This window comes from Streptomyces sp. NPDC002044, from assembly GCF_040296725.1.
GTDB classification, from domain to species: Bacteria; Actinomycetota; Actinomycetes; order Streptomycetales; family Streptomycetaceae; genus Streptomyces; species Streptomyces antarcticus.
The window spans coordinates 40,623-64,413 of sequence record NZ_JBEOXU010000017.1 but is presented as its reverse complement, the minus strand read 5'-3'; the positions used below and the strand labels follow the sequence as shown (position 1 = coordinate 64,413).

At 72.3% G+C, this 23,791-nt stretch carries 16 protein-coding genes; 13 read left to right on the top strand and 3 right to left on the bottom strand.

The genetic code is table 11. The annotated features are described in order from the left end of the window. The first annotated feature begins 31 nt into the window (after window positions 1-31). Complete coding sequence (hflX, locus tag ABT106_RS07230) at window positions 32-1,546, top strand: GTPase HflX (protein ID WP_351273546.1); 1,515 nt, start codon at window positions 32-34, stop codon at window positions 1,544-1,546. A 151-nt stretch (window positions 1,547-1,697) separates the two neighbouring features. Here hflX and ABT106_RS07225 read toward each other — a convergent pair whose 3' ends face one another. After that, window positions 1,698-2,867, bottom strand: a complete 1,170-nt coding sequence (locus tag ABT106_RS07225; RefSeq protein ID WP_351273543.1) for a trypsin-like serine peptidase — start codon at window positions 2,865-2,867, stop codon at window positions 1,698-1,700. 193 nt (window positions 2,868-3,060) lie between these two features. Between ABT106_RS07225 and ABT106_RS07220 the strand changes: the two genes are divergently transcribed. The 5 genes from ABT106_RS07220 to ABT106_RS07200 all read left to right on the top strand — a co-directional run bounded on the left by ABT106_RS07220 (window position 3,061) and on the right by ABT106_RS07200 (window position 12,622). Then, the gene (locus ABT106_RS07220; RefSeq protein ID WP_502979246.1) at window positions 3,061-4,596 is read left to right on the top strand and encodes a diaminobutyrate--2-oxoglutarate transaminase family protein; all 1,536 of its coding nucleotides are present in this window, start codon (window positions 3,061-3,063) and stop codon (window positions 4,594-4,596) included. 1,220 nt (window positions 4,597-5,816) lie between these two features. Continuing rightward, on the top strand, window positions 5,817-7,868 hold the full coding sequence (locus ABT106_RS07215; RefSeq protein ID WP_502979248.1) for an IucA/IucC family protein: 2,052 nt from the start codon (window positions 5,817-5,819) through the stop codon (window positions 7,866-7,868). A 32-nt stretch (window positions 7,869-7,900) separates the two neighbouring features. Then, window positions 7,901-8,584: a GNAT family N-acetyltransferase gene (locus ABT106_RS07210; RefSeq protein WP_502979244.1), complete on the top strand. Its 684-nt coding sequence runs from the start codon at window positions 7,901-7,903 to the stop codon at window positions 8,582-8,584. 101 nt (window positions 8,585-8,685) lie between these two features. Beyond that, complete coding sequence (locus ABT106_RS07205; RefSeq protein ID WP_502979243.1) at window positions 8,686-10,599, top strand: IucA/IucC family protein; 1,914 nt, start codon at window positions 8,686-8,688, stop codon at window positions 10,597-10,599. Between the two features lie 52 nt (window positions 10,600-10,651). Beyond that, window positions 10,652-12,622 (top strand): ATP-dependent DNA helicase, encoded by a 1,971-nt coding sequence (locus ABT106_RS07200; RefSeq protein ID WP_351273531.1) that lies wholly within the window; start codon window positions 10,652-10,654, stop codon window positions 12,620-12,622. 67 nt (window positions 12,623-12,689) lie between these two features. On the opposite strand, the gene lexA is transcribed toward ABT106_RS07200, so the two are convergent. After that, window positions 12,690-13,481 (bottom strand): transcriptional repressor LexA, encoded by a 792-nt coding sequence (gene lexA, locus ABT106_RS07195; protein ID WP_150517501.1) that lies wholly within the window; start codon window positions 13,479-13,481, stop codon window positions 12,690-12,692. A 468-nt stretch (window positions 13,482-13,949) separates the two neighbouring features. On the opposite strand from lexA, the gene nrdR reads away from it, so the two are divergent. Next, entirely contained in the window at window positions 13,950-14,462 is a 513-nt protein-coding gene (gene nrdR / locus ABT106_RS07190) for a transcriptional regulator NrdR (RefSeq protein ID WP_351273527.1), read from the top strand. A 145-nt stretch (window positions 14,463-14,607) separates the two neighbouring features. Then, window positions 14,608-17,496, top strand: a complete 2,889-nt coding sequence (locus ABT106_RS07185; RefSeq protein ID WP_351273524.1) for a vitamin B12-dependent ribonucleotide reductase — start codon at window positions 14,608-14,610, stop codon at window positions 17,494-17,496. A 153-nt stretch (window positions 17,497-17,649) separates the two neighbouring features. Here ABT106_RS07185 and ABT106_RS07180 read toward each other — a convergent pair whose 3' ends face one another. Further along, the gene (locus tag ABT106_RS07180) at window positions 17,650-18,609 is read right to left on the bottom strand and encodes a DUF1152 domain-containing protein (RefSeq protein WP_351273522.1); all 960 of its coding nucleotides are present in this window, start codon (window positions 18,607-18,609) and stop codon (window positions 17,650-17,652) included. Between the two features lie 69 nt (window positions 18,610-18,678). On the opposite strand from ABT106_RS07180, the gene ABT106_RS07175 reads away from it, so the two are divergent. The 5 genes from ABT106_RS07175 to ABT106_RS07155 all read left to right on the top strand — a co-directional run bounded on the left by ABT106_RS07175 (window position 18,679) and on the right by ABT106_RS07155 (window position 23,741). Next, complete coding sequence (locus ABT106_RS07175; RefSeq protein ID WP_351273519.1) at window positions 18,679-19,515, top strand: arylamine N-acetyltransferase family protein; 837 nt, start codon at window positions 18,679-18,681, stop codon at window positions 19,513-19,515. A 32-nt stretch (window positions 19,516-19,547) separates the two neighbouring features. Then, entirely contained in the window at window positions 19,548-20,153 is a 606-nt protein-coding gene (locus ABT106_RS07170; RefSeq protein WP_267723847.1) for a YdbC family protein, read from the top strand. Window positions 20,154-20,225: 72 nt separating this feature from the next. Continuing rightward, a complete protein-coding gene (locus ABT106_RS07165; RefSeq protein WP_267723845.1) occupies window positions 20,226-20,885 on the top strand; it encodes a histidine phosphatase family protein in 660 nt (219 codons plus the stop codon). An 11-nt stretch (window positions 20,886-20,896) separates the two neighbouring features. Then, window positions 20,897-21,811, top strand: a complete 915-nt coding sequence (locus ABT106_RS07160; protein WP_351273514.1) for an ADP-ribosylglycohydrolase family protein — start codon at window positions 20,897-20,899, stop codon at window positions 21,809-21,811. 193 nt (window positions 21,812-22,004) lie between these two features. Further along, on the top strand, window positions 22,005-23,741 hold the full coding sequence (locus tag ABT106_RS07155) for a DUF4153 domain-containing protein (RefSeq protein ID WP_351273511.1): 1,737 nt from the start codon (window positions 22,005-22,007) through the stop codon (window positions 23,739-23,741). Window positions 23,742-23,791: the final 50 nt, after the last annotated feature.

Below are 23,791 nucleotides of genomic sequence, written 5' to 3'. Positions count from 1 at the left end.
CCGACACATACGAAACCGACGTAAGGATCCAATGACCTCCTCTTCTTCCCCTTCCCAGGACGCGCGGGACGCACAGGACGCACAGGACGTGCCGGACTCGCCGAGCTTCACCGAGAGCCTTCGGGCCGACGCCCTGATGGAAGAGGACGTCGCCTGGAGCCACCAGATCGACGGAGACCGGGACGGCGAGCAGTTCGAGCGCTCCGAGCGCGCGGCCCTGCGCCGCGTGGCCGGTCTCTCCACCGAACTCGAAGACGTCACCGAGGTCGAGTACCGCAAGCTCCGCCTCGAGCGCGTCGTGCTCGTCGGTGTCTGGACCTCCGGTACGGCGACGGACGCCGACAACTCCCTCGCGGAGCTCGCCGCCCTCGCCGACACCGCGGGCGCCGTCGTGCTCGACGGCGTGATCCAGCGCCGTGACAAGCCTGACCCGGCCACCTTCATCGGCTCCGGCAAGGCGCGCGAGCTGCGCGACATCGTGACGGAGAGCGGCGCCGACACCGTCGTCTGTGACGGCGAGCTCAGCCCCGGCCAGCTCATCGCCCTCGAAGACGTCGTCAAGGTGAAGGTGGTCGACCGGACCGCCCTCATCCTGGACATCTTCGCCCAGCACGCCAAGTCCCGGGAGGGCAAGGCGCAGGTCGCGCTCGCGCAGATGCAGTACATGCTTCCGCGCCTGCGCGGCTGGGGCGCCTCGCTGTCCCGGCAGATGGGCGGTGGCGGCGGTGGCGGCATGGCCACCCGCGGCCCCGGTGAGACCAAGATCGAGACCGACCGGCGACGGATCCGCGAGAAGATGGCGAAGATGCGCCGGGAGATCGCGGAGATGAAGACCGGCCGGGACATCAAGCGGCAGGAGCGGCGCCGCAACAAGGTGCCGTCGGTCGCCATCGCCGGGTACACCAACGCCGGAAAGTCCTCGCTGCTCAACCGCCTCACGGGCGCGGGCGTGCTGGTGGAGAACGCGCTGTTCGCCACCCTCGACCCGACCGTGCGCCGGGCCGAGACGCCCAGCGGCCGGATCTACACCCTGGCCGACACGGTCGGCTTCGTCCGGCACCTGCCGCACCACCTCGTCGAGGCGTTCCGCTCCACGATGGAAGAGGTCGGCGACGCCGACCTCATCCTGCACATCGTGGACGGCTCGCACCCGGCGCCGGAGGAGCAGCTGGCGGCGGTGCGCGAGGTGATCCGCGAGGTCGGCGCGGTGAACGTGCCCGAGATCGTCGTGATCAACAAGGCGGACGCGGCGGACCCGCTCGTCCTCCAGCGGCTGCTGCGGATCGAACGGCACTCCATCGCCGTCTCGGCCCGTACGGGCATGGGCATCGAGGAACTCCTCGCGCTCATCGACTCCGAGCTGCCGCGGCCCGAGGTGGAGGTGGAGGCCCTGGTGCCGTACACCCTCGGCTCGCTGATCGCCAAGGCGCACGCGGAGGGCGAGGTGCTCTCCGAGGAGCACACCCCGGAAGGCACCCTGCTGAAGGCGCAGGTCCACCCGGAGCTGGCGTCGGAGCTGGCGCCCTACGCGCTCGCGAAGAAGTAGCGGACGCGCCGGCCGGCGCCGCACGAGGGCGGGGCGTCGGCCGCGCCGCACGTGAGAACGGCTGAGGGCCCCCTGCGGTGCAGGGGGCCCTCAGCCGTTCTCGGTGGTTACCGGCCGGTCTCCGCCGCTCAGCGTGACGGGCGCGGAACGGCTACTTGAACTTGCCGCTCACCGCGTTGAAGATGCCCTTCGCCTCCGGGCCCAGTCGGGGTCCGGCCAGCCAGCCCGCCTTCACCGGGCCGATCGAGGTGTTCGACACCAGCGCCGGCTTGCCGTCCGCACCCGCCGCGACCCAGCCGCCGCCCGAGGAACCGCCGGTCATGTTGCAGCCGATGCGGTACATCACCGGGTCGGCCGCGTTCAGCGACAGACGGCCCGGCTTGTCCGCGCACTGGTACGCCTTCTGGCCGTCGAACGGAGCCGCCGCCGGATAGCCCGTGGCGGTGATGCCCGCGACCTTCTGCACGGCCGGGGCCCCGAACTCCACCGGGAGCGCCGAACCGACCGTCTCCTCCAGGGACTTGCCGCTGCCCGCCTCCGGAGTCACGTGCAGCACCGCGAAGTCGTACGGGGCGCCCGCGCCACCGGTCGGACCGCCGTTCGCGATCCACTGGTCGGAGGTCTGCGCCCAGTCGCTCCACCAGACGCCGTACGGGGCGACCTGCTCGCGCGGCGCGCCCTTGAGCTGCGCGGACGGCTTGCCGGCGTTGTTGTAGGACGGGACGAAGGCGATGTTGCGGTACCAGCCGCCGGCCTTGCCCGCGTGCACGCAGTGGCCCGCTGTCCAGACCATGTTGGACTTGCCGGGACGCGCCGGGTCCTTGACCACGGTAGCCGAGCAGACCATCGAGCCCTCGGGTCCGTCGAAGAAGACCTTCCCGGCCTCCGGAACGCTCTTGTGGTAGGGCGCGACCGCCGGCTTGGCGGGCACCGCGGCCGGGGCCGGGTCGGTGACGCCCTGGTCCTTGCCCGCGTCGGGGTCGACGGAGGGGCGCTGCGGCTGTTCGGCGTCACGCATCCGGTCCGGGTCCCAGAGACCCTCGATGATCGGGTTGACGTAGTCGCCCGCCTCGCGGAGCCAGTCCTCCCGCTTCCAGTTCTTCCACGCGCCCCCCTTCCACTTCTCCAGATCGAAGCCGTGCTCCTTGAGCTTCTCCTTGAGCTGGTCCGGGATCTGGATCCCGTCCGTGCCCGGCAGGGTCGCCGCCACGGTCGGCTTGGCGTCGCCGCCGGCCTCCGCGTCGCCGGGGCCGCAGGCCGAGGCGGTCAGCGCGAGAGCGGCCGCGCACAGTATCGCGGTGACCGGTCGGTTCGGTCGCATGTCTTTTCGTCCCCCTGAAGTTCTTTCGAGGCGTGGAGTACCGCACCCCACTATGCCGCTGCCGCCCATGACGACACAGCCCGGGGCCGCGGTTCCCGGTGCCCGGCCCGTGGCGGGCAAGGATCTTGGGCCCACCCGTGATCCGCCGCCGTCATCGTCGTTGGTACGTACGGGGGATGGGGGAGCAGCGTTCATGTTCGAGGCGCGATCCGGAAGAGCAATCCGTGCGGGAGGACCGAAACTCGTGGCGTTGACCGAGCCTGCGGCGGCTGCGACCGCCGCACAACTTCCCCCGCAGGTACCCGCGCAAGGCGTCCGGGCGCCGGCGCCGGACGCGCCGACCGGGGTCCCGGACGGTGGTCCGACCGGCGTCGCGGCTGGTGGGCCGACCGGTCCGGTAAGCCCGTACCGGCTCGGTGCGACCGCCGCCGGTGAGGGCATCCTGCGCCGGCAGGCGCAGCGGGAGTCCGCGGCCCGGACGTACGCGCGCTCCCTGCCCATCGTCCCGGTGCGCGCCCGCGGGCTGACCATCGAGGGCGCCGACGGGCGCCGTTACCTCGACTGCCTCTCCGGCGCGGGCACGCTGGCCCTCGGACACAACCACCCCGTGGTGCTCGAAGCCATCCGGGGGGTCCTGGACTCGGGCGCGCCGCTGCACGTGCTCGACCTGGCGACCCCGGTCAAGGACGCCTTCACCACCGAACTGTTCGCCAACCTCCCGCCGGAGCTGGCCGCCGACGCGCGCATCCAGTTCTGCGGGCCCGCGGGGACGGACGCCGTCGAGGCCGCCCTCAAACTGGTCCGCGCCGCGACCGGGCGCCAGGGGCTGCTCGCCTTCACCGGGGCCTACCACGGCATGACCGCCGGGGCCCTGGGGGCCTCGGGCGGCGCACCGGACGGTGCACAGGACGTACGGGTGACCCGTCTTCCGTACCCGCAGGACCTCCGCTGCCCGTTCGGCGTCGGCGGCCCCGAAGGGGCCGAACTCGGCGCCCGCTGGACGGAGAACCTGCTCGACGACCCCAAGGGCGGCGTGCCCGCCCCCGCCGGGATGATCGTGGAGCCCGTCCAGGGCGAGGGCGGCGTCCTCCCGGCCCCCGACGCATGGCTGCGCCGGATGCGGGAGATCACCGCGGCCCGGGGGATCCCGCTGATCGCCGACGAGGTGCAGACGGGCGTCGGCCGCACCGGCGCCTTCTGGGGCGTCGACCACGCCGGGGTCGTGCCCGACGTGATGGTCCTGTCCAAGGCCATCGGCGGCAGTCTCCCGCTGGCCGTCGTGGTCTACCGGGGCGACCTGGACGTGTGGCCGCCCGGCGCCCACGCGGGCACCTTCCGCGGCAACCAGCTGGCCATGGCCGCCGGTACGGCCACCCTCGCCTACGTACGCGAGAACCGCCTGGCCGAGCGCGCGGCGGTCCTCGGGGAGCGGATGACGTCGGCCCTGCGCGGGCTGGCCGCGGCCCAGCCCTGCGTCGGGGAGGTCCGGGGCCGCGGCCTGATGATCGGCGTCGAACTCGTCGACCCCGACACGGGGGCGGCGGCGCCCGAACTCGCCGTGGCCGTCCGCCAGGAGTGCCTGGACCGGGGGCTGATCGTCGAACTCGGCGGCCGCCACTGCGCCGTCGTCCGGTTGCTGCCCCCGCTGACCCTGACCGACGAGCAGGCCTCGGCGGTCCTCGACCGCCTGGCCGACGCCATCCCGGCCGCCGCCCGCCGGCCCCGCTGACCGCACCCGGAGGACCCGCGATGCCCGACCCCCACCAGCCCCCGACCCCGTCCCTGCTCCCGGCGGCGGCGCCCCTGTTTCCGGCCGTGCTCCCGGTGGCGGCCGTGCCCCCGGTGGCGGTCCTGCTCCCGGCGGCGCCCGCCCTGACGCAGCCCCCCGGCCGGACCGAGGTCCCCCCGCCGGTACCCCCCGGGTCGACTCCGCCGCCCGGGACGGCATGGCCGACCCCGGCGGGGCCGGTCGCGACGGCGGCCTCGGTGACCCCGGCGGCCCCGTTCGCCCCGGCGGCATCGACCGCCACTGCGGCGCCGACTGCCACTGCGGCGCCGACTGCCCCGGTGGAGACGGCCGCTTCGCAGGGGCGGTCGGCGGCGCGGTCCGCCCCTGCGGTGCCGTCGACTTCGGGGGTATCGGCCGTACCCGTGGCGGCAGCGCTACGGCAGGCGGTACGGCACCCCGCGCCCGCTCCGGCGGCCCCGGCCGAGGAGTCGGCCTTGGCCTGGACGTCGGCCCCGACCCCGCCCCCGAAGGCGGCGCCGGCCCTGCTCGTCCCGTACCCGGACAGACTCAGCGCGGCGGAGAACGGCGAGCTCAGCCAGGTCACGAGCCCTCCACAGCTGCCGCCGACCGCCCCCGGTCCGGGACTTTCCTGGGTCGCTTCGGAGTACCCGCCGCTCCAGACTCCCCCTGCCCGGCCCGGCTCGGCGACCACGGGGGAAGCCCCCACCCTGTCCACGTGGCAGCCGTCCGTCCCCGTGAACTCAGGCCCCACACCGGGCGGCGCCGCCGCCTCCCCGCCCCGGCCGGGGGGCCAGGCGCCGGATCCCTCCACCCCGTCCACCCGACAGGCGCCCGAAGGCCAGTTCGGCCATGTCGCCGCCGGTGCCGCGCCCGGGCCCCGGCCTGACCTCCCGGCACCTGATGCAGCCGCCCCGACCTCCGGACAGCTGTCCGGTGCCGTGGATCGACGAGCCGGTGACGCGACGGCGGAGCCCCAGCCCAGCTGGCAGGCAGGGCAGATTCCGGTCAGGGAAGGTCAGTTGGCCCGGCAGGCGTCCGGCCGTGCGGGGGACGATCCCGAGACCGGGCGGACGGCGCAGCCGCCCGCCACGGCCGGTCCGCCGACCCGGCAGTCGTCCGGCTCCCGGGCGTCCGGCTCCCGGGCGTCCGGCTCCCGGGCGTCCGGCTCCCGGGCGTCCGGAGCCGTGGCCCCCGGGGCCGTGGACCCCGGTCCGGGGCCCGGCGGTGCGGCGGTTGAGCCCCGGCTCACCGGGCAGGCAGGAGCGCCCCCCAGCGCGGCCGACCCGACCGCCCGGCAGACCCCCGAAGCGGCGGATCCGGCGGCCCGGCGGGCGCCCGCGCAGGCGGACGCGACGGCTCGGCCGGCCGACGGCCCCGCTGCGCCGGCCGCAGACGGTCAGGTCACCGTGCCGCGCCAGAAGGACGGCACTCCCCGACAGCGGGCCGGATGGACGGGACCCGCCGGAGCGGAGCGGGCCATGTGGGCCGACCCGCTGGACCACCCCGACCCGGCCGTCGTCGCCGATACGGCGGCCGTGGAGAACCTCCTCAGGTGCTGGGTCCGAGAAGCCGGTATCAGCCGGCCCGACGGCGTGGCCGGCACCCCCCTGCGCGTCTCCCTCCCCGCATCCGGAACGGCCCTGCTCGTAGCCGTCCGGCACTGGTCGCCGTCCGGGTGGCACCGCTTCGCCGAGGCCCGGCTCGAAGGGGCTCCCGCCGATGCCCCGGCCGTGGACGCCGTCACCCTGGCCGCGCTCATCGCCCGCGAGGGCGCCACCGGCACGGGAACCCCCGCCGGCAGGTCCGGCACGCGTACCGGCAGCGCCGACCTCGTCGGCCGGGTCGCCGACTCGGTGCGCCGTACCGCCGAGTTCATCGCCGACCGCAGGGAACGTCCCACCGCTCCCGCCCCTGTCGGAGAGGACCGCTTCCTCACCGCCGAACAGTCCCTCCTCCTCGGCCACCCCCTCCAGCCGGACCCGAAGAGCCGCGAAGGACTCTCCGAATCCGAGGTGCGCCACTACTCACCCGAACTCCACGGCTCCTTCCCCCTCCACTGGTTCGCGGTGGCCCCCTCGGCCCTCGTCACCGACTCCGCCTGGACCGAGAGCGGCCGCCCGGTCTCGGCCGCCCGGCTCCTCGGCCGGCTCGCGCCCGGAATCCCGCTTCCCGACGGCGCCACCCCCCTTCCCCTGCACCCCTGGCAGGCCCGCGAACTCCTCCGGCGCCCCGCCGTCGCCGCACTGCGCGACGCGGGACTCCTGCACGACCTGGGCCCCTACGGTGCCCCCTGGTACCCCACCTCCTCGATCCGCACGGTCCACCGCCCCGGCGCCCCGGCGATGCTCAAGCTCTCCCTCGGCCTGCGCATCACCAACTCCCGCCGCGAGAACCTCCGCAAGGAACTCCACCGCGGCGTCGAGGTGCACCGGCTCCTCCGCACCGGCCTCGCCGAGCAGTGGCAGGCGGCTCACCCCGGCTTCGACATCGTGCGGGACCCCGCCTGGGTCGCCGTCGACGCCCCGGACGGCACACCCGTACCCGGACTCGACGCCCTGTTGCGCCACAACCCCTTCCGCTCCGGCGACGACGCGGTCTGTGTCGCCGCACTCACCTCCCCCCGCCCAGGGCCGGGGCGGCCCGGCATGCGCTCCCGGCTCGCCGACATCGTGCGCGGCCTCGCCGTCAGCACCGGGCACACCACGTCCGCCGTCGCCGCCGAGTGGTTCCTGCGTTACCTCGACCACGTGGTCCTGCCGGTCCTCGCCTTCGACGCCCTCGCCGGAATCGCCCTCGAAGCGCACCAGCAGAACACCCTGGTCCTCCTCGACCCGGCCGGCTGGCCGGTCGGTGGCCGCTACCGGGACAATCAGGGCTACTACTTCCGCGAATCCCACCGCGGGGAACTGGAAGCCCGACTGCCCGGCATCGGCGGCGCCAGCGACACCTTCGTCTCCGACGCCGTCACCGACGAACGGTTCGCCTACTACCTCGGCATCAACAACGTGCTCGGGCTGATCGGCGCCTTCGGATCCCAGCAGCTCGCCGACGAACGTGTACTCCTCGCCGCCTTCCGCCGCTTCCTCGGCAAGGCCGCGGGCCTCGGCCCGCTCCCCACACGGCTGCTCGACTCACCCACCCTGCGGTGCAAGGCGAATCTGCTCACCCGCCTGGGCGGCCTCGACGAACTCGTCGGTCCCGTCGACACCCAGTCCGTCTACGTCACCATCGCCAACCCCCTTCACGATTGACGCGTCACCACCGACGCGGAGAAGAGCCTCCGATGCCCTCCACCGACACCCCCACGCATCCCGCGGCCATGGCAACCACCCACGGAACCGGCCGCATCGGCGCCCCGCGACGCCCCGCCCAGCTGCTGCCCCTGCTCGCCGAGGCGGACCTCCTCGACTCCCCGGCGGCCTGGGGCAGCGCCGCCACCCCGGCCGGAGCTTTCCGCCTCGAACCCGTACGCCCGGTCCGCGACCTGGAACTCCTCACCCACTGGATGAACGACCCCCAGGTCAACGCCTACTGGGAGCTGGCCGGCCCCGCCGACGTCACCGCCGCCCACCTGCGGCCCCAACTCGACGGGCACAGCAGCAGCATCCCCTGCCTCGGCCTCCTCGACGGCACACCGATGAGCTACTGGGAGATCTACCGGGCCGACCTCGACGCGCTCGCCCGGCACTACCCGGCGCGCCCCCACGACACGGGTATCCACCTGCTCATCGGAGACGGCACGAACCGCGGCCGGGGTCTGGGCACCACCCTGCTGCGCGCCGTCGCCGACCTCGTGCTGGACAACCGCCCCCGCTGCACGCGTGTCATCGCCGAACCGGACATCCGCAACACCCCCTCCGTAACAGCCTTCCTGAACTCCGGCTTCCGCTGCTCCGCGGAAATCGACCTGCCCGAGAAGCGGGCGGCTTTGATGATCAGGGAGCGGGCGCTGCGCAATCTCCTCTGAATGCCGCCCCGCGTCTCCCGGTGACCCTCACCGCTCGCTCACACCTCTCCCTTCGAAAACTCTGCGCGACGCAGCAAAGTTCCCGATCTTCGAGGAGTCCCGTGCCGAATCTCCCCGCAGCCCCCGACTCCGCGGAAACCTCAGTGCCGCCGTCCCCCCAGGACCCCCGCACACCCCCCGAGCTCACCCGGGCGACCTGGGACGCCGTGGCCCGGCGGCTGCTCGCCAAGATGCTCGCCGAGTTCGCCTACGAGGACATCGTCACCCCGGCCCCGGCCCCGGTCCCGGTCCCGGTCCCGGCCCCCGCCCCGGCCTCGGACCCGACTTCCGTCACGGTCCCCGCCGCCGGCACTGTCTGGACCCTGACCCTCGACGACGGCAGCACCCTCGCCTTCCGGGCCCGCCGCCGCGCGTACGGCAGCTGGCAGGTCGACCCGGACACCATCACCCTCGCCCCGGCCCCGCCCTCCGAGCAGCCCCCGACCGCCTTCGGCGACCCGTACGCCTTCCTGATCCGCGCCCGGACCCTCCTCCGCCTCGACGGGCCCACCCTCGGCCACCTCGTCCGCGAACTCAGCGCCACCCTCTGCGCCGACGCGCGGATCGCGCACACCGCCCTCGCCGCCGGAGACCTCGCCGCCCTCGACTACGCCGCCCTCGAGGGCCACCAGACCGGTCATCCCTGGCTCGTCCTCAACAAGGGCCGGATCGGCCTCTCCGCCTCCGACACCACCGCCTGGGCCCCCGAGGCGCGCACCCGGCAGCGCCTGCCCTGGCTCGCGGCCCACACCTCCCTCGCCGCCTACCGGGGCACCGCCGGACTCGAAGACCCCGCGCGCCTCTACGCGGCCGAGCTGGATCCCGCCACCCGCGCCGCTTTCGGCCAGACCCTGCGCGACCGCGGACTCGATCCCCTTCAGTACCTCTACCTCCCCCTCCACCCCTGGCAGTGGGACGAGGTCGTGCTCCCCCTCTTCGCCCCCGCCCTCGCCTCCGGGGCCCTCGTCCCGCTGCCCGCCGACCCGGACGTCCGCCTGCCCCAGCAGTCGATCCGTACCTTCCTCAACCTCACCCGCCCCGAGCGTCACAGCGTCAAGCTCCCGCTGTCCGTCTTCAACACCATGGTCTGGCGGGGCCTGCCCACCGAGCTGGCCCTCGCCGCCCCCGCCGTCACCGCCTGGATCCACTCGCTGCGCGACGCCGACCCCTTCCTCCGCGACGAGTGCCGGGTGATCCTGCTCGGAGAGGTCGCCTCCGTCACCGTCCGCCACCCGGTGTACGAGCAGCTCCCCGAGGTCCCCTACCAGTACAAGGAGCTCCTCGGAGCGATCTGGCGCCAGCCCCTGACCGGCCTCCTCGCGCCGGGCGAGCGTGCCCGCACGCTCGCCTCGCTCCTCCACACCGATCCGCGCGGCCGGTCCTTCACCGCCGAGCTCGTCGCCCGGTCCGGGCTGGCCCCGGACGTCTGGCTCCAGCGGCTCTTCGACGCCCTGCTGCCCCCGCTGCTCCACTTCCTGTACCGCTACGGCACCGTCTTCTCCCCGCACGGCGAGAACGCCATCGTGGTCTTCGACGAGCACGACGTCCCCGTCCGCCTCGCGGTCAAGGACTTCGTGGACGACGTCAACATCACCGCCGAACCGCTTCCCGAGCTGGACTCGCTCCCCGACCGGGTCCGGGCGGTCCTGCTCACCGAGCCCGCCGACTTCCTGCCCCAGTTCATCCACTCCGGGCTCTTCATCGGCGTCTTCCGCTACCTCGCGACGCTCTGCGACGACCAGCTGGGCGTTCCGGAACACGCCTTCTGGTCCCTCGCACGGGCGGAGATCCTGCGCTACCAGTCCCGGTTCCCCGAGCTCAAGGACCGCTACGAGCTCTTCGACCTGCTCGGCGAGCGCATCGGCCGCCTCTGCCTCAACCGGAACCGGCTCTACGAGGACGGCTACCGCGACCGCTCCGACCGCCCGCACGCCGTGGTTCACGGCACCGTGCCCAATCCCCTGCACCAGCCGTGAACCCACATCGGTGCAGCGGCTGTCGGTGGCGCCCCTTAGGGTTGGCAGTGCTATGACGAAGCCCTCCCTCCCCGACCTGCTGCACGCCGCCGTCTCCGCCGTCGGCGGCACGGAGCGCCCCGGCCAGGTGGCCATGGCCGAAGCCGTCGCCGCGGCGATCGACGACAGCTCGCACCGGCTCATCCAGGCCGGCACCGGCACCGGAAAGTCCCTCGGCTACCTGGTACCGGCCCTCGCCCACGGCGAGCGCGTGGTCGTGGCCACCGCCACCCTCGCCCTCCAGCGCCAGCTCGTCGAGCGCGACCTGCCCCGGACGGTGGAGGCGCTGCATCCGCAGCTGCGCCGCCGCCCGCAGTTCGCCATGCTCAAGGGCCGCTCCAACTACCTGTGCCTGCACCGTCTGCGCGAGGGGGCGCCGCAGGACGAGGAGGAGGGCCTCTTCGACCAGTTCGAGGCGGCCACCCCCACCAGCAAGCTCGGCAAGGACCTGCTGCGCCTGCGCGACTGGGCGGACGAGACGGAGACCGGCGACCGCGACGACCTGACCCCGGGCGTCTCGGACAAGGCCTGGGCGCAGATCTCCGTGTCCTCCCGCGAGTGCCTGAGCGCGACGAAGTGCGCGTACGGCGCGGAGTGCTTCGCCGAGGCCGCCCGCGAGCGGGCCAAACTGGCGGACGTGGTCGTCACCAACCACGCGCTGCTCGCCATCGACGCCATCGAGGGCGCCCCGGTGCTGCCGCAGCACGAGGTGCTGATCGTGGACGAGGCCCACGAGCTGGTCTCCCGGGTCACCGGCGTCGCCACCGGCGAGCTGACCCCGGGCCAGGTCAACCGAGCCGTGAAGCGCGCGGCCAAGCTGGTCGACGAGAAGACCGCGGACTCCCTCCAGACGGCCTCCGAGACCTTCGAACGGGTCATGGAGCTGGCGCTCCCGGGCCGCCTGGAGGAGGTCCCCGAGGACCTCGGCTACGCGCTGATGGCATTGCGTGACGCCGCCCGCAACGTGATCTCCGCGATCGGATCCACCCGCGACAAGTCCGTCCACGACGAGGACGCGGTGCGCAAGCAGGCCCTGGCCGCGGTAGAGAACGTTCACAGCGTGGCGGAACGGATCAGCAACGGTTCCGAGTACGACGTCGTCTGGTACGAGCGGCACGACCGGTTCGGCGCCTCCGTCCGCGTCGCGCCGCTCTCGGTGTCCGGTCTGCTGCGGGAGAAGCTGTTCGAGGACCGCTCGGTGGTCCTGACCTCGGCGACCCTCAAGCTCGGCGGCGATTTCAACGGGGTCGCGGCCTCGCTGGGGCTGTCCCCCGAGGGAGTCGAGGGCGAGGACGTTCCGCTGTGGAAGGGCCTGGACGTCGGTTCGCCCTTCGACTACCCGAAGCAGGGCATCCTCTACGTCGCCAAGCACCTGGCCACACCGGGCCGCGAGGGGACCCGCGGAGACATGATCGACGAGCTGGCGGAGCTGATCGAGGCGGCCGGCGGCCGTACCCTCGGACTCTTCTCCTCCATGCGCGGAGCCAAGGCGGCGGCCGAGGAGCTGCGCGGCCGGATCGACAACCCGATCCTGCTCCAAGGCGAGGAGACCCTCGGCGAGTTGATCAAGACGTTCGCGGCCGACGCGAAGACCTGCCTGTTCGGGACCCTGTCGCTCTGGCAGGGAGTGGACGTGCCCGGCCCTAGCTGCCAGCTCGTGATCATGGACCGGATCCCGTTCCCGCGCCCCGACGACCCGCTGATGAGCGCCCGGCAGAAGTCGGTCGAGGAACACGGCGGGAACGGCTTCATGGCCGTGGCCGCCACGCACGCGGCCCTGCTGATGGCCCAGGGCGCGGGCCGGCTCGTACGGGCCACGGGCGACCGGGGCGTCGTCGCGGTGCTGGACCCCCGGCTGGCGACGGCCCGGTACGGGAGCTTCCTCCGGGCGACCCTGCCGGACTTCTGGTACACCACGGACCGCAACCAGGTCCGCCGGTCCCTCGCGGCCATCGACGCGTCCGCCCAAGCGGACGGAAAGTAGCCCTCCGGACGCAAAGCAGCCCTGGGACCGGCGCAGTGAGTCCCAGGGCTGGTTGGTGGCGGCGGAATCAGATCCGGCGCAGTACGGCGACGACCTTGCCGAGGATGGTCGCTTCGTCGCCGGGAATGGGCTGGTACGCGGCATTGTGCGGCAGGAGCCACACGTGGCCGTCCTCGCGCTTGAAACGCTTGACCGTGGCTTCGCCGTCCAGCATGGCGGCGACGATGTCACCGTTCTCCGCGACCGGCTGGCGACGGACCGTGACCCAGTCGCCGTCACAGATGGCGGCCTCGATCATCGAGTCGCCGACGACCTTGAGGACGAAGAGCTCGCCGTCGCCGACCAGCTGGCGGGGGAGCGGGAAGACGTCCTCGACCGACTCCTCCGCGAGGATCGGGCCGCCGGCCGCGATCCTGCCGACCAGGGGAACGTAGGAGGCGGCGGGCTTGCCGGTGGTGTCGGTGGGCTGCGAGCTCGGCTGGTCCGAGCCGCGCACCTCATAGGCCCGGGGGCGGTGCGGGTCGCGGCGCAGGAAGCCCTTGCGCTCCAGGGCCATCAGCTGGTGGGCGACCGACGAGGTGCTGGAGAGGCCGACCGCCTGGCCGATCTCACGCATCGACGGCGGGTAGCCGCGACGCTGCACCGAGTCGCGGATGACTTCGATGACCCTCCGCTGCCGGTCCGTGAGTCCGGAGCTGTCGGCGCGGATGCCTGGAGGTCGACCTGGCAGCGAGCGTGCGGGGCGTACGGGCTCCGCCTCCGGGTTCAGGTTTGCGTCATTCATGGCATGCACCGGCTCAAGTCGGCTCTGGGAGCGGTTCTGGGCAGTGATGGTGGCACTGTCTGCGGTGGTGGTCACGTCGGCCCCTCTCGAAATGTTCTCCCTAGCTGGACAACGGTAGTTGCTTTCGAAAGGTTGCGCCAAACACACGTTCGAGTGAAAAAACGCAGATTGCCCGGCGTGGCTATATGCAGAGGTGTATGGGCTATCGGTTTGCCGAACGCGGGTTCGGCCCGGCGTCCGCCGCCTACGGTACCCTTCCGGGTCGGATCGCCACCGGCCGGGCCGGGCCCAGTGTGACATCGGCAGACCGCGTGTCCGCCCTTCGGGCGTTGCGACACGCGGAGCCGTGAAAATCCACCACAACCCCAGATCTAGTGGTTGGATGAGCGCTGCCGCCCAGAGGTTGTGGTTCCTCGGTCTTCCGTGGGTCCCGACATCGCCTATGCTGGTGGCTGCTTCACAGGCCCCCGGAAGAGCACTTCTCTGCCGTTGAGGGGCCTCGTGGAGTGATTCAGCCGTGCCGAGAAGGAGGGTGAGGGAACCATGCACTGCCCCTTCTGCAGGCACCCCGACAGCCGCGTCGTCGACAGTCGCACCACGGACGACGGCACGTCGATCCGCCGTCGCCGTCAGTGTCCCGACTGCTCCCGTCGTTTCACGACGGTGGAGACGGCCTCGCTGATGGTGATCAAGCGCAGCGGGGTGACCGAGCCCTTCAGTCGTACCAAGGTCATCTCCGGCGTGCGCAAGGCGTGCCAGGGGCGGCCGGTCACCGAGGATGCCCTCGCCAAGCTCGGCCAGCGGGTCGAGGAGGCGTTGCGCGCCACCGGGAGCGCCGAGCTGACCACCCACGACGTGGGTCTGGCCATACTCGGCCCGTTGCAGGAGCTCGACCTGGTCGCCTACCTCCGGTTCGCGTCCGTTTACAAAGCGTTCGACACGCTCGAAGACTTCGAGACCGCCATCGCGGAACTCCGCGTGCACCGGCCTCACCCCGGCGAGTGTGAGCACGGTGGGACCGCTCCGGTCCCCGTGCCCGCCTCCGCCGCCGACTGACCGGACGGTCCGCGACGGGGAGCCTTTCGCCCCGAGGTGCGGCCGGTCGGCCCGGCGAAGAAACGTAGATACAGAGACACAGCACCGTGCCGCGGAATAACGCGCGCACTTTAGGGCGTTTTTGCCCTCACATGGGAGGCCTGGCATGACAGAGACGGCGAGCAGCTCGGCACGTGGTTCCCGCGCCAAGGGGACCAAGGCTGCCAAGGGCGGCCTGCGGATCGAGCGCATCCACACCACCCCCGGCGTGCACCCGTACGACGAGGTGAGCTGGGAGCGCCGTGACGTCGTCATGACCAACTGGCGCGACGGCTCGATCAACTTCGAGCAGCGTGGCGTCGAGTTCCCCGACTTCTGGTCGGTGAACGCGGTCAACATCGTCACCAGCAAGTACTTCCGCGGCGCGGTCGGCTCCGCGCAGCGCGAGACCGGTCTGAAGCAGCTCATCGACCGGATCGTGAAGACGTACACGAAGGCCGGTGAGGACTTCGACTACTTCTCCTCGCCCGCCGACGTGGAGATCTTCGAGCACGAGCTCACCTACGCCCTCCTGCACCAGATCTTCAGCTTCAACTCGCCGGTCTGGTTCAACGTCGGCACCGCCCAGCCGCAGCAGGTCTCCGCGTGCTTCATCCTGGCCGTCGACGACTCCATGGAGTCGATCCTCGACTGGTACAAGGAAGAGGGCATGATCTTCAAGGGCGGCTCCGGCGCCGGCCTGAACCTCTCCCGCATCCGCTCCTCCAAGGAGCTCCTGTCCTCCGGCGGCAACGCCTCCGGCCCGGTCTCCTTCATGCGCGGCGCCGACGCGTCCGCAGGAACGATCAAGTCGGGCGGCGCCACCCGCCGCGCGGCCAAGATGGTCGTCCTGGACGTGGACCACCCGGACGTCGAGGACTTCATCGCCACCAAGGTGAAGGAAGAGGAGAAGATCCGCGCCCTGCGTGACGCGGGCTTCGACATGGACCTGGGCGGCGACGACATCACGTCCGTCCAGTACCAGAACGCCAACAACTCCGTCCGTGTGAACGACGAGTTCATGACGGCCGTCGAGAACGGCACCGAGTTCGGCCTGCGGGCCCGCATGACCGGCGAGATCATCGAGAAGGTCGACGCCAAGGCGCTCTTCCGTCAGCTCGCCGAGGCCGCGTGGGCCTGTGCCGACCCGGGCATCCAGTACGACGGCGTGATCAACAACTGGCACACCTGCCCCGAGTCCGGCCGCATCACCGCGTCCAACCCGTGCAGCGAGTACATGCACCTGGACAACACGTCCTGCAACCTCGCCTCCCTCAACCTGATGAAGTTCCTCAACGACGACGGCAAGGGCAACCAGTCCTTCGACGCCGAGCGCTTCGCCAAGGTCGTCGAGCTCGTCATCACCGCGATGGACATCTCCATCTGCTTCGCGGACTTCCCGACGCAGAAGATCGGCGACAACACCCGCGCCTTCCGCCAGCTGGGCATCGGCTACGCCAATCTCGGCGCCCTGCTGATGGCCACCGGCCACGCGTACGACTCGGACGGCGGCCGTACCCTCGCCGCCTCGATCACCTCGCTGATGACCGGCACCGCGTACCGGCGCTCCGCCGAGCTCGCCGCCATCGTCGGCCCGTACGACGGCTACGCCCGCAACGCCGAGTCGCACAAGCGCGTCATGAAGCAACACGCCGACGCCAACGCCGTCGCGCCGCGCACCGAGGACCTGGACAACACCATCTGGGCCGCGGCCACCGAGGCCTGGCAGGACGTCCTGCGCCTGGGCGAGAAGAACGGCTTCCGCAACGCGCAGGCGTCCGTCCTCGCGCCGACCGGCACCATCGGCCTCGCGATGTCCTGCGACACCACCGGTGTCGAGCCGGACCTGGCCCTGGTCAAGTTCAAGAAGCTCGTCGGCGGCGGCTCGATGCAGATCGTCAACGGCACCGTTCCGCAGGCCCTGCGCCGCATGGGCTACCTCGAGGAGCAGATCGAGGCGATCGTCACCCACATCGCCGAGCACGGCGTGGTCGTCGACGCCCCGCACCTGAAGCCCGAGCACTACTCGGTGTTCGACTGCGCCATGGGCGAGCGTTCCATCTCCGCGATGGGCCACGTCCGCATGATGGCCGCGATCCAGCCCTGGATCTCCGGCGCGATCTCGAAGACGGTCAACATGCCGGAGACGGCGACCGTCGAGGAGATCGAGGAGATCTACTTCGAGGCGTGGAAGCTGGGCGTCAAGGCGCTCGCGATCTACCGCGACAACTGCAAGGTCGGCCAGCCCCTCTCCGCGAAGAAGAAGGAAGCGGAGAAGACCGAGGTCACCGGGAAGGCCGAGGAGACCATCCGCGCGGCGGTCGAGAAGGTCATCGAATACCGCCCGGTCCGCAAGCGCCTCCCGAAGGGCCGCCCGGGGATCACCACCTCCTTCACGGTCGGTGGCGCCGAGGGCTACATGACGGCCAACTCCTACCCGGACGACGGTCTGGGCGAGGTGTTCCTGAAGATGTCCAAGCAGGGCTCGACCCTCGCGGGCATGATGGACGCCTTCTCGATCGCCGTCTCGGTCGGTCTGCAGTACGGCGTCCCGCTGGAGACGTACGTCTCGAAGTTCACGAACATGCGCTTCGAGCCGGCCGGCATGACGGACGACCCCGACGTGCGGATGGCGCAGTCGATCGTCGACTACATCTTCCGCCGCGTGGCGCTCGACTTCCTGCCCTTCGAGACCCGCTCGGCCCTGGGCATCCACTCCGCCGAGGAGCGTCAGCGGCACCTGGAGACCGGCTCGTACGAGGCCTACGAGGAGCAGCTGGACACCGAGGCCCTGGCCCAGTCCGCTCCGCTGGCCGCGGTGCCCTCGGCGCCGAAGCCGGTCGCGGTCGCGCCGGTCCCGGCACCGAAGACGGCGCACAGCAACGCCGAACTGGTCGAGATGCAGCTCGGAGTCTCCGCCGACGCCCCGCTCTGCTTCTCCTGCGGTACGAAGATGCAGCGCGCCGGCTCCTGCTACATCTGCGAGGGCTGCGGCTCCACCAGCGGCTGCAGCTGACACCGCACGGGACCGCGCCGGACGTACTGTCCGGCGTGGCCCGCACGGATGGCTGACCAGCAGCTTACGAAGGGGACCGGCCACGGGCCGGTCCCCTTCGCCGTGGTTCGCGGACGTCAGACCCCCCAAGCGGTGCCACCTGCATCCTCACTGTCAGTGGGGGATGCGCCGGGCCGGGCGGGTGACGAGGTCCTCGCGGAACTCCGCGATCCGGGAATGGACCTGCCGCATCAGCGACGTGTCCTCGATACGGTCCAGGTAGAGACAGCGGGCCGCCAGCGCCGGCAGTTCGAAGGCGAAGCACAGCGACATCAGCGGGTTCACGAAGAGCTCGCCGTCGCGGGTGCGCTCGGTGAACCGGACGTCGCCGAAGCCACCGCGGACGGCCGCCGCGATGGAGCCGTTCACGATGCTGGGACGGTCGGGGGTGCGCTCCTGGGCGTGCGCCACCGCGTCCAGGAAGAGGGCGCCCTCGCGGGTGGCCCGCGGTATCGAGAACGCCCCGAGGTACGCCCCCTCGCGTTCCAGCGCCGCGATGTTCTCCAGCACCAGGCCGTGGCTGACTCCGTGGTACGCGTCCACGCCGAAGCCGACCGACACGACGAGGCGTTCCGGTACCTCGTCCAGTGCCGCCAGCGCCGCGACGCTGGCCAGGTCCTCCTCGGGGGTGCCGAGCCCGGCCTCGTCGCCGCGCATCAGGATGTCCGTTCCCCCGTCGACCAGGACGACCGCGTCGATGCGGTGGAGGTCGATCAGTGCCCGGTAGGCCGCGCGCAGGGGCTGCACCCCGACCTGGGGGAAGGCGTACACCGTGGACGGGTAGCCGAGTCTGCGGAGCCACTGGGCGAGGGTGCGCTCGGGGAAGTAGGCCTGGTGGGGCGCCGTCTCGGCGGTGATGGCGGCGAGGTCGGGCGCCACCCAGTCCTCGGCGGGCAGACCGGCGAGGGAGCTGAAGGAGAGGTTCGCCAGGTGGACGTCCTTGCCCTGGTGCATGAGGGAGAGGGCGACGGGGAGTCCGGCGTAGATGTCGAACCCGCCGCCCGCGCCCGCCACCAGGATGCGTTCGGCACGGTCGAGACGGGCGAAGAGCGGGTTGGCGTGCAGGGCGGTCATGCCGATCATTGTGGGGGCGGCGTGGAGATCACGCCCCGGAATTTCCGTGCTGGTCGGAGTGGGGGAGCCATGTGGAGCGGTGACGAGCTGGACCTGGACGCGTACCTGGCGCGGATCGGGTACGAGGGCGGGCCGGCGGGCGGGGAACTCCGGGCGGACCTCGCGACGTTGTACGCAGTGCACCGGGCCCACACCGCCACCATCACCTTCGAGAACCTGGACGTCGCGCTCGGCCGCCCCGTCGGGCTGGACGTCAAGGCGCTCGAGGCCAAGCTCGTGCACGCCCGCCGCGGCGGCTACTGCTACGAGCAGAACTCGCTGCTGGCCGCCGCCCTCGAGCGGATCGGCTTCGAGGTGTCCGGGCGTGGTGCCCGCAACCGCACCCGCGGTGACTCCCTGCTCGCGGTGACGCACGCCGTCCTCGTCGTCACCGTCGACGGGGAACCGTGGCTGTGCGACGCGGGGTTCGGCTACCTGACTCCCACCGAGCCCGTTCCGCTGGCGAGGACCGGGGCCGTGGTGGCCCAGGGGGAGTGGAGCTTTCGCGTGCGCGAGGAGGCGGGAGGCGTCCTCGTCCTGTGTTCGCCGCGCGCGGGGGCCTGGCGTGACCTGTACGCGTTCTCCCCGCAGCCCTACCACCCGGTCGACTACGTCGTGCTGAGCCACTACAGCTCCTCACACCCCGCGTCCTCCTTCGTCGGGCGGGTCGTCGTCCAGCGGCCGGGCGAGCACGTCCGGCAGGCACTGGTCGGGCGCCGGCTCACCTCCCTCCACCCCGACGGGCGGACCGGGGAGCGGCTCGTCGGCCCGGACGAGCTCGCCGTCCTGCTCGACCGGGAGTTCGGTCTTCGGCTACCCGAACGGGAGACCGCGGAACTGGTGGCGATCCACGGCGCCGGGGACTGACCCGGGCCGCATCGGGACCGTACGATGGCGCCGTGCTGGTCAAGTGGATTCGCTGCACGGTGACGGACCGACGCGGGTTCGAGCGCGGGCAGCGCAAATGGGCGGGGCTGCCGGGAGAACCGGGTTTCCGGGGACAGGGCGGCGGCTGGAGCCGGGGCCGGCAGGGGGTCGCGCACGTCTTCACGTTCTGGGAGAGCCGTTCCTTCTACGACTCCTTCATGGCGCGGGCGCACGACCGGCTGGCGGCGGCCCAGAACGGCACCTACACCGACCTGCGGGCGACGCTCTTCGACCACCGCTTCGACGTGAAGACCGGCTTCGAGCCGCGGTTCACCGACGCCGACGTCGTCCGGGTCGCCCACACCCGGGTCCGGGAGGGCCGGGTCGACCACTTCGCGCTCATGCAGGAGAAGGTGTGGAATCCGGCCATGGCGGGCTCGCCGGGCATGGTCCGGGGCCTGTTCGGCGAGGCACCGGGCCGCGAGTTCCTCGTGCTGTCGATGTGGCACGCGGCCGGCGAACACGGCAAGTACCGGCAGGAGCGGGTCGAGAGGCTCTCTCTGCGCGCCCAGATCCAGGCCGACGTGGAGGCCCTGACCGGGGACGTCGTCGACCTCGAACCCTCCTGGACGGTATGACCGTAGGACAATCGCCGTCCTGATCGGCGTGCCCGACGGGTCGGCCCGCCGGTGGCCGAATAGGGTCGTGGGATGGTTCGACCACGGCGCATCGTCCTTGTCCGGCACGGGGAATCGGAAGGGAACGCCGACGACTCGGTGTACGAGAGGGAGCCCGATCACTCCCTGCGACTGACCCGGAACGGACGGGAGCAGGCGGCGGAGGCGGGCGAACGCCTGCGGGAGCTGTTCGGCGACGAGACGATCAGCGCGTACGTCTCCCCGTACCGCCGGACCCTGCAGACCTTCCGGGAACTGGGGCTGGACCCGGCGCGCGTGCGGATGCGCGAGGAGCCGAGGCTGCGCGAGCAGGACTGGGGCAACTGGCAGGACCGGGACGACGTACGGCTGCAGAAGGCGTACCGGGACGCGTACGGACACTTCTTCTACCGTTTCGCACAGGGCGAGTCGGGGGCCGACGTCTACGACCGGGTCGGCTCCTTCCTGGAGAGCCTCTACCGCAGCTTCGAGGCGCCGGACCACCCGCAGAACGTACTGCTGGTGACGCACGGGCTGACGATGCGGCTGTTCTGCATGCGCTGGTTCCACTGGTCGGTGGCCGAGTTCGAGGCCCTGTCCAACCCGGGGAACGGCGAATTCAGGATGCTCCTGCCCGGTCCGGACGGCCGGTACCGGATGGACCGCCCGTTTGAGCGCTGGACCACACCCGAGCCTTATGACCTCGACGGCTAGAGTGACGCGCGATGACCTCTGACTCCTCTTCCGAAAGGCGCTACGCACGCGCCGTGGCCAGCCTCCGAGGGCTGGCCCTGGGTGACGCCCTGGGCTCCCAGTACTTCGTCCCCGTGAACTATCCGCTGCTCAAGCGGCGCGAACTGCCGGCCGACGAGACCTGGCAGTGGACCGACGACACCGAGATGGCCTGCTCGGTGGTGGCGGTGCTGGCCGGGCACGGCCGCATCGACCAGGACGCCCTGGCCTCCTCCTTCGCCCGCCACCACGACTTCGACCGCGGGTACGGACCCGCCGTCAACCGCATGCTGCGACTGGTCCGGGAGGGCCAGGACTGGCGCACGCTGGCCGCCGAGCTGTTCAACGGGCAAGGCTCGTGGGGCAACGGCGCCGCCATGCGGATCGCTCCGCTCGGTGCCTGGTACGCCGACGACCCGGAGCAGGCCACGCATCAGGCGGAGATCTCCGCCTACACCACCCACCAGCACCGCGAGGCCGTCTGCGGGGCCATGGCCGTGGCCGCGGCGGCGGCGCTCGCGGCGGCCCCGGGAGGCCCGCCGAGCCCCGCCGACCTGCTGGACGGGGTGATCGCGCTGGTGCCGCGCAGTGCCGTCGGCGCCGGGGTGCGGCGGGCGCGGGACATGCTGGACTACGGCGACGCGACCACGGTCGCCGCGGTACTGGGCTGCGGGCGGCGTACGAGCGCGCACGACACCGTGCCGTTCGCCCTGTGGTCGGCGGCCCGGGCCCTCGACGACTACGAGCGGGCGTTCTGGACCACCGCCCAGGTCGGCGGGGACGTCGACACGACCTGCGCGATCGTCGGCGGGGTCCTGGGCGCGCGGGGGGAGGCGGTGCTTCCGGCGGCGTGGCTCGCGCGCACCGAGGCATTGCCCGCCTGGCTGCCGGAGTCGGCGGGGCGCTGAGGGATACCGGTCCGGCCGGATCCAGCCGGTCCGGCCGGTCGTTTCCGGGGCTGAATCAAGCCGTTCTCATTGTCACGGTCCTGCCACAGGGCCCTGCTGGATCTGGCTGGAATCGCACGTCACGGGCCTACTCTGTCCGCTTCGCCGTACCCGTGGGAAACATCCGGGGCGGCCGGCAGGGGAGGGGAACCCGATGTCAGACCAGAGCGACGGGGCGGACAGGACCGGGGCGGCCGCGGCGGCCGCGGCGCAGGCGGCCGACGCGGCCGGGCCAGGTGCGGCGGGAGGTCCCGCGGCGGCTTCCGCCCCGGGGACCGCGACCGCCGGAGCGGCCCGGGCCGTTCCGCCCCGGCCGACCCCGGGCGACGCCGCCGCCTGGCACGCCTGGCAGGAGCACCTCTTCCAGCAGCGGGCCGCCGCCGCGCGGGCCAAGGCCGCCGCTCCCGCCGACTGGACCGTACGGGTGAGGCCCGCCGAGGCCGCCCCCGTTGGTACCGCCACCCTCGCCGCGGCCCTGGTCGCGGGCCTCGGCTCGGCCCTGCTGCTGGGGGACGGCCTCGGGCCCGGCCTGCTGCTCGCGGTGGTGCCCGCCGCCCTCGCCGCGTACGCCGCCGCCCGCACGGCCCGGCGTACCGCCCGCCCCTGGAGCGTGGCCTGGGCGGTCGGCTGCCTCGGACTCCTCGCGATACCCGCCCTGCGCGACTCCGCGTGGCCGTCCACGCTCGCGATCCTCGCCGCCGTACTGCTCGGGGCGCTGGCCCTGCACGGCAGCCGTACCTGGCCCGGCATCGTGCTCAGCCCGATCGGTTTCCTCGAGGCCGCCGTGTCCGGCGTCGGCTGGGCCTGGGCCGGGCTGCGCTCCCGCAGCGGAGGCAGCCGGGACCGCTGGCTGCCGGTGGCCAAGGCGACCGCCGTGGCCGCGGCCCTGCTGCTCGTCTTCGGCGCCCTGTTCGCCTCCGCCGACGCCGCCTTCGCCGATCTGCTGGGCGGCCTGACGCCTGACGTGTCCGTCGGCGACGGGCCCGTACGCGTCGTGCTCTTCCTCGCCGGAACCGTCCTCGCGCTCGCCGCGGCCCGGATCGCCGCGGCGCCGCTGCGCTGGGACCGGATCGAGACGGCTCCCGGCAAGCCGCGGTCCCGGGTCGAATGGGCCCTTCCGCTCGTCGTGCTCAACCTGCTCTTCGCGGGCTTCAACGCGGTACAGCTGGCCGTCCTGTTCGGCGGGTACGACAAGGTCCTGCACAGCACCGGCCTGTCGTACGCCGAATACGCCCGCCAGGGCTTCTGGCAGCTGCTGTGGGCCACGCTTCTGACCCTTGCGGTGATCGCGCTCGCCCTGCGCTGGGCCCCACGCGACGGCGTCGGCGACCGGCGTTTCGTCCGCGTCGTGCTCGGCTCGCTCTGCGTCCTGACCCTGGTCGTGGTCGCCGCCGCGCTGCGTCGGATGGACCTCTACGTGGACGCGTACGGGCTGACCCGGCTGCGGGTGTCGGTGGCGGCCATGGAGCTGTGGCTCGGGCTGGTGATCGTACTGATCATGGCCGCCGGGGTGTTCGGCACGCGCCGGCTGCCGCGCGCCGTCGCGGGGAGCGCCGCGGCCGCCGTCCTCGCCTTCGGACTGCTGTCCCCGGACGGCATGGTCGCCGAGCGGAACGCGGCACGCTTCCAGCAGGACGGCAAGATCGACCTGGCCTACTTCCAGTCCCTGTCGGCGGACGCGGTACCCGCCCTCGACGGCCTGCCGGAGCCCCAGCGGTCCTGCGCGCTGCGCGGGATCGCCGCCGGGCTGGCCAGGTCCGCGGACGCCCCCTGGTACGCGACCAGCCTGGGCGAGTACCGGGCGCGCCAGATCCTGCGCGAGCGTCCGGTCACCGCGTCGTACGAGGTCTGTTCGCGCCTCGGGGCCTTCGGCAGCCGCGTCGCGTACTGACGCCCTTACGTCCGTGGGGGCGGGGATGTCAGGCACCGGCTGACGTACGT

Coding starts and splice junctions, on each gene's coding strand:
- ABT106_RS07180 (WP_351273522.1), bottom strand. CDS start 18,609: ATGACCGCCCTGCACGCCAACCCGCTCTTCGCCCGTCTCGACCGTGCC.
- ABT106_RS07155 (WP_351273511.1), top strand. CDS start 22,005: ATGTCAGACCAGAGCGACGGGGCGGACAGGACCGGGGCGGCCGCGGCG.
- ABT106_RS07200 (WP_351273531.1), top strand. CDS start 10,652: ATGACGAAGCCCTCCCTCCCCGACCTGCTGCACGCCGCCGTCTCCGCC.
- ABT106_RS07165 (WP_267723845.1), top strand. CDS start 20,226: ATGGTTCGACCACGGCGCATCGTCCTTGTCCGGCACGGGGAATCGGAA.
- ABT106_RS07175 (WP_351273519.1), top strand. CDS start 18,679: ATGTGGAGCGGTGACGAGCTGGACCTGGACGCGTACCTGGCGCGGATC.
- ABT106_RS07160 (WP_351273514.1), top strand. CDS start 20,897: ATGACCTCTGACTCCTCTTCCGAAAGGCGCTACGCACGCGCCGTGGCC.
- nrdR (WP_351273527.1), top strand. CDS start 13,950: ATGCACTGCCCCTTCTGCAGGCACCCCGACAGCCGCGTCGTCGACAGT.
- ABT106_RS07225 (WP_351273543.1), bottom strand. CDS start 2,867: ATGCGACCGAACCGACCGGTCACCGCGATACTGTGCGCGGCCGCTCTC.
- hflX (WP_351273546.1), top strand. CDS start 32: ATGACCTCCTCTTCTTCCCCTTCCCAGGACGCGCGGGACGCACAGGAC.
- ABT106_RS07210 (WP_502979244.1), top strand. CDS start 7,901: ATGCCCTCCACCGACACCCCCACGCATCCCGCGGCCATGGCAACCACC.
- ABT106_RS07185 (WP_351273524.1), top strand. CDS start 14,608: ATGACAGAGACGGCGAGCAGCTCGGCACGTGGTTCCCGCGCCAAGGGG.
- ABT106_RS07220 (WP_502979246.1), top strand. CDS start 3,061: ATGTTCGAGGCGCGATCCGGAAGAGCAATCCGTGCGGGAGGACCGAAA.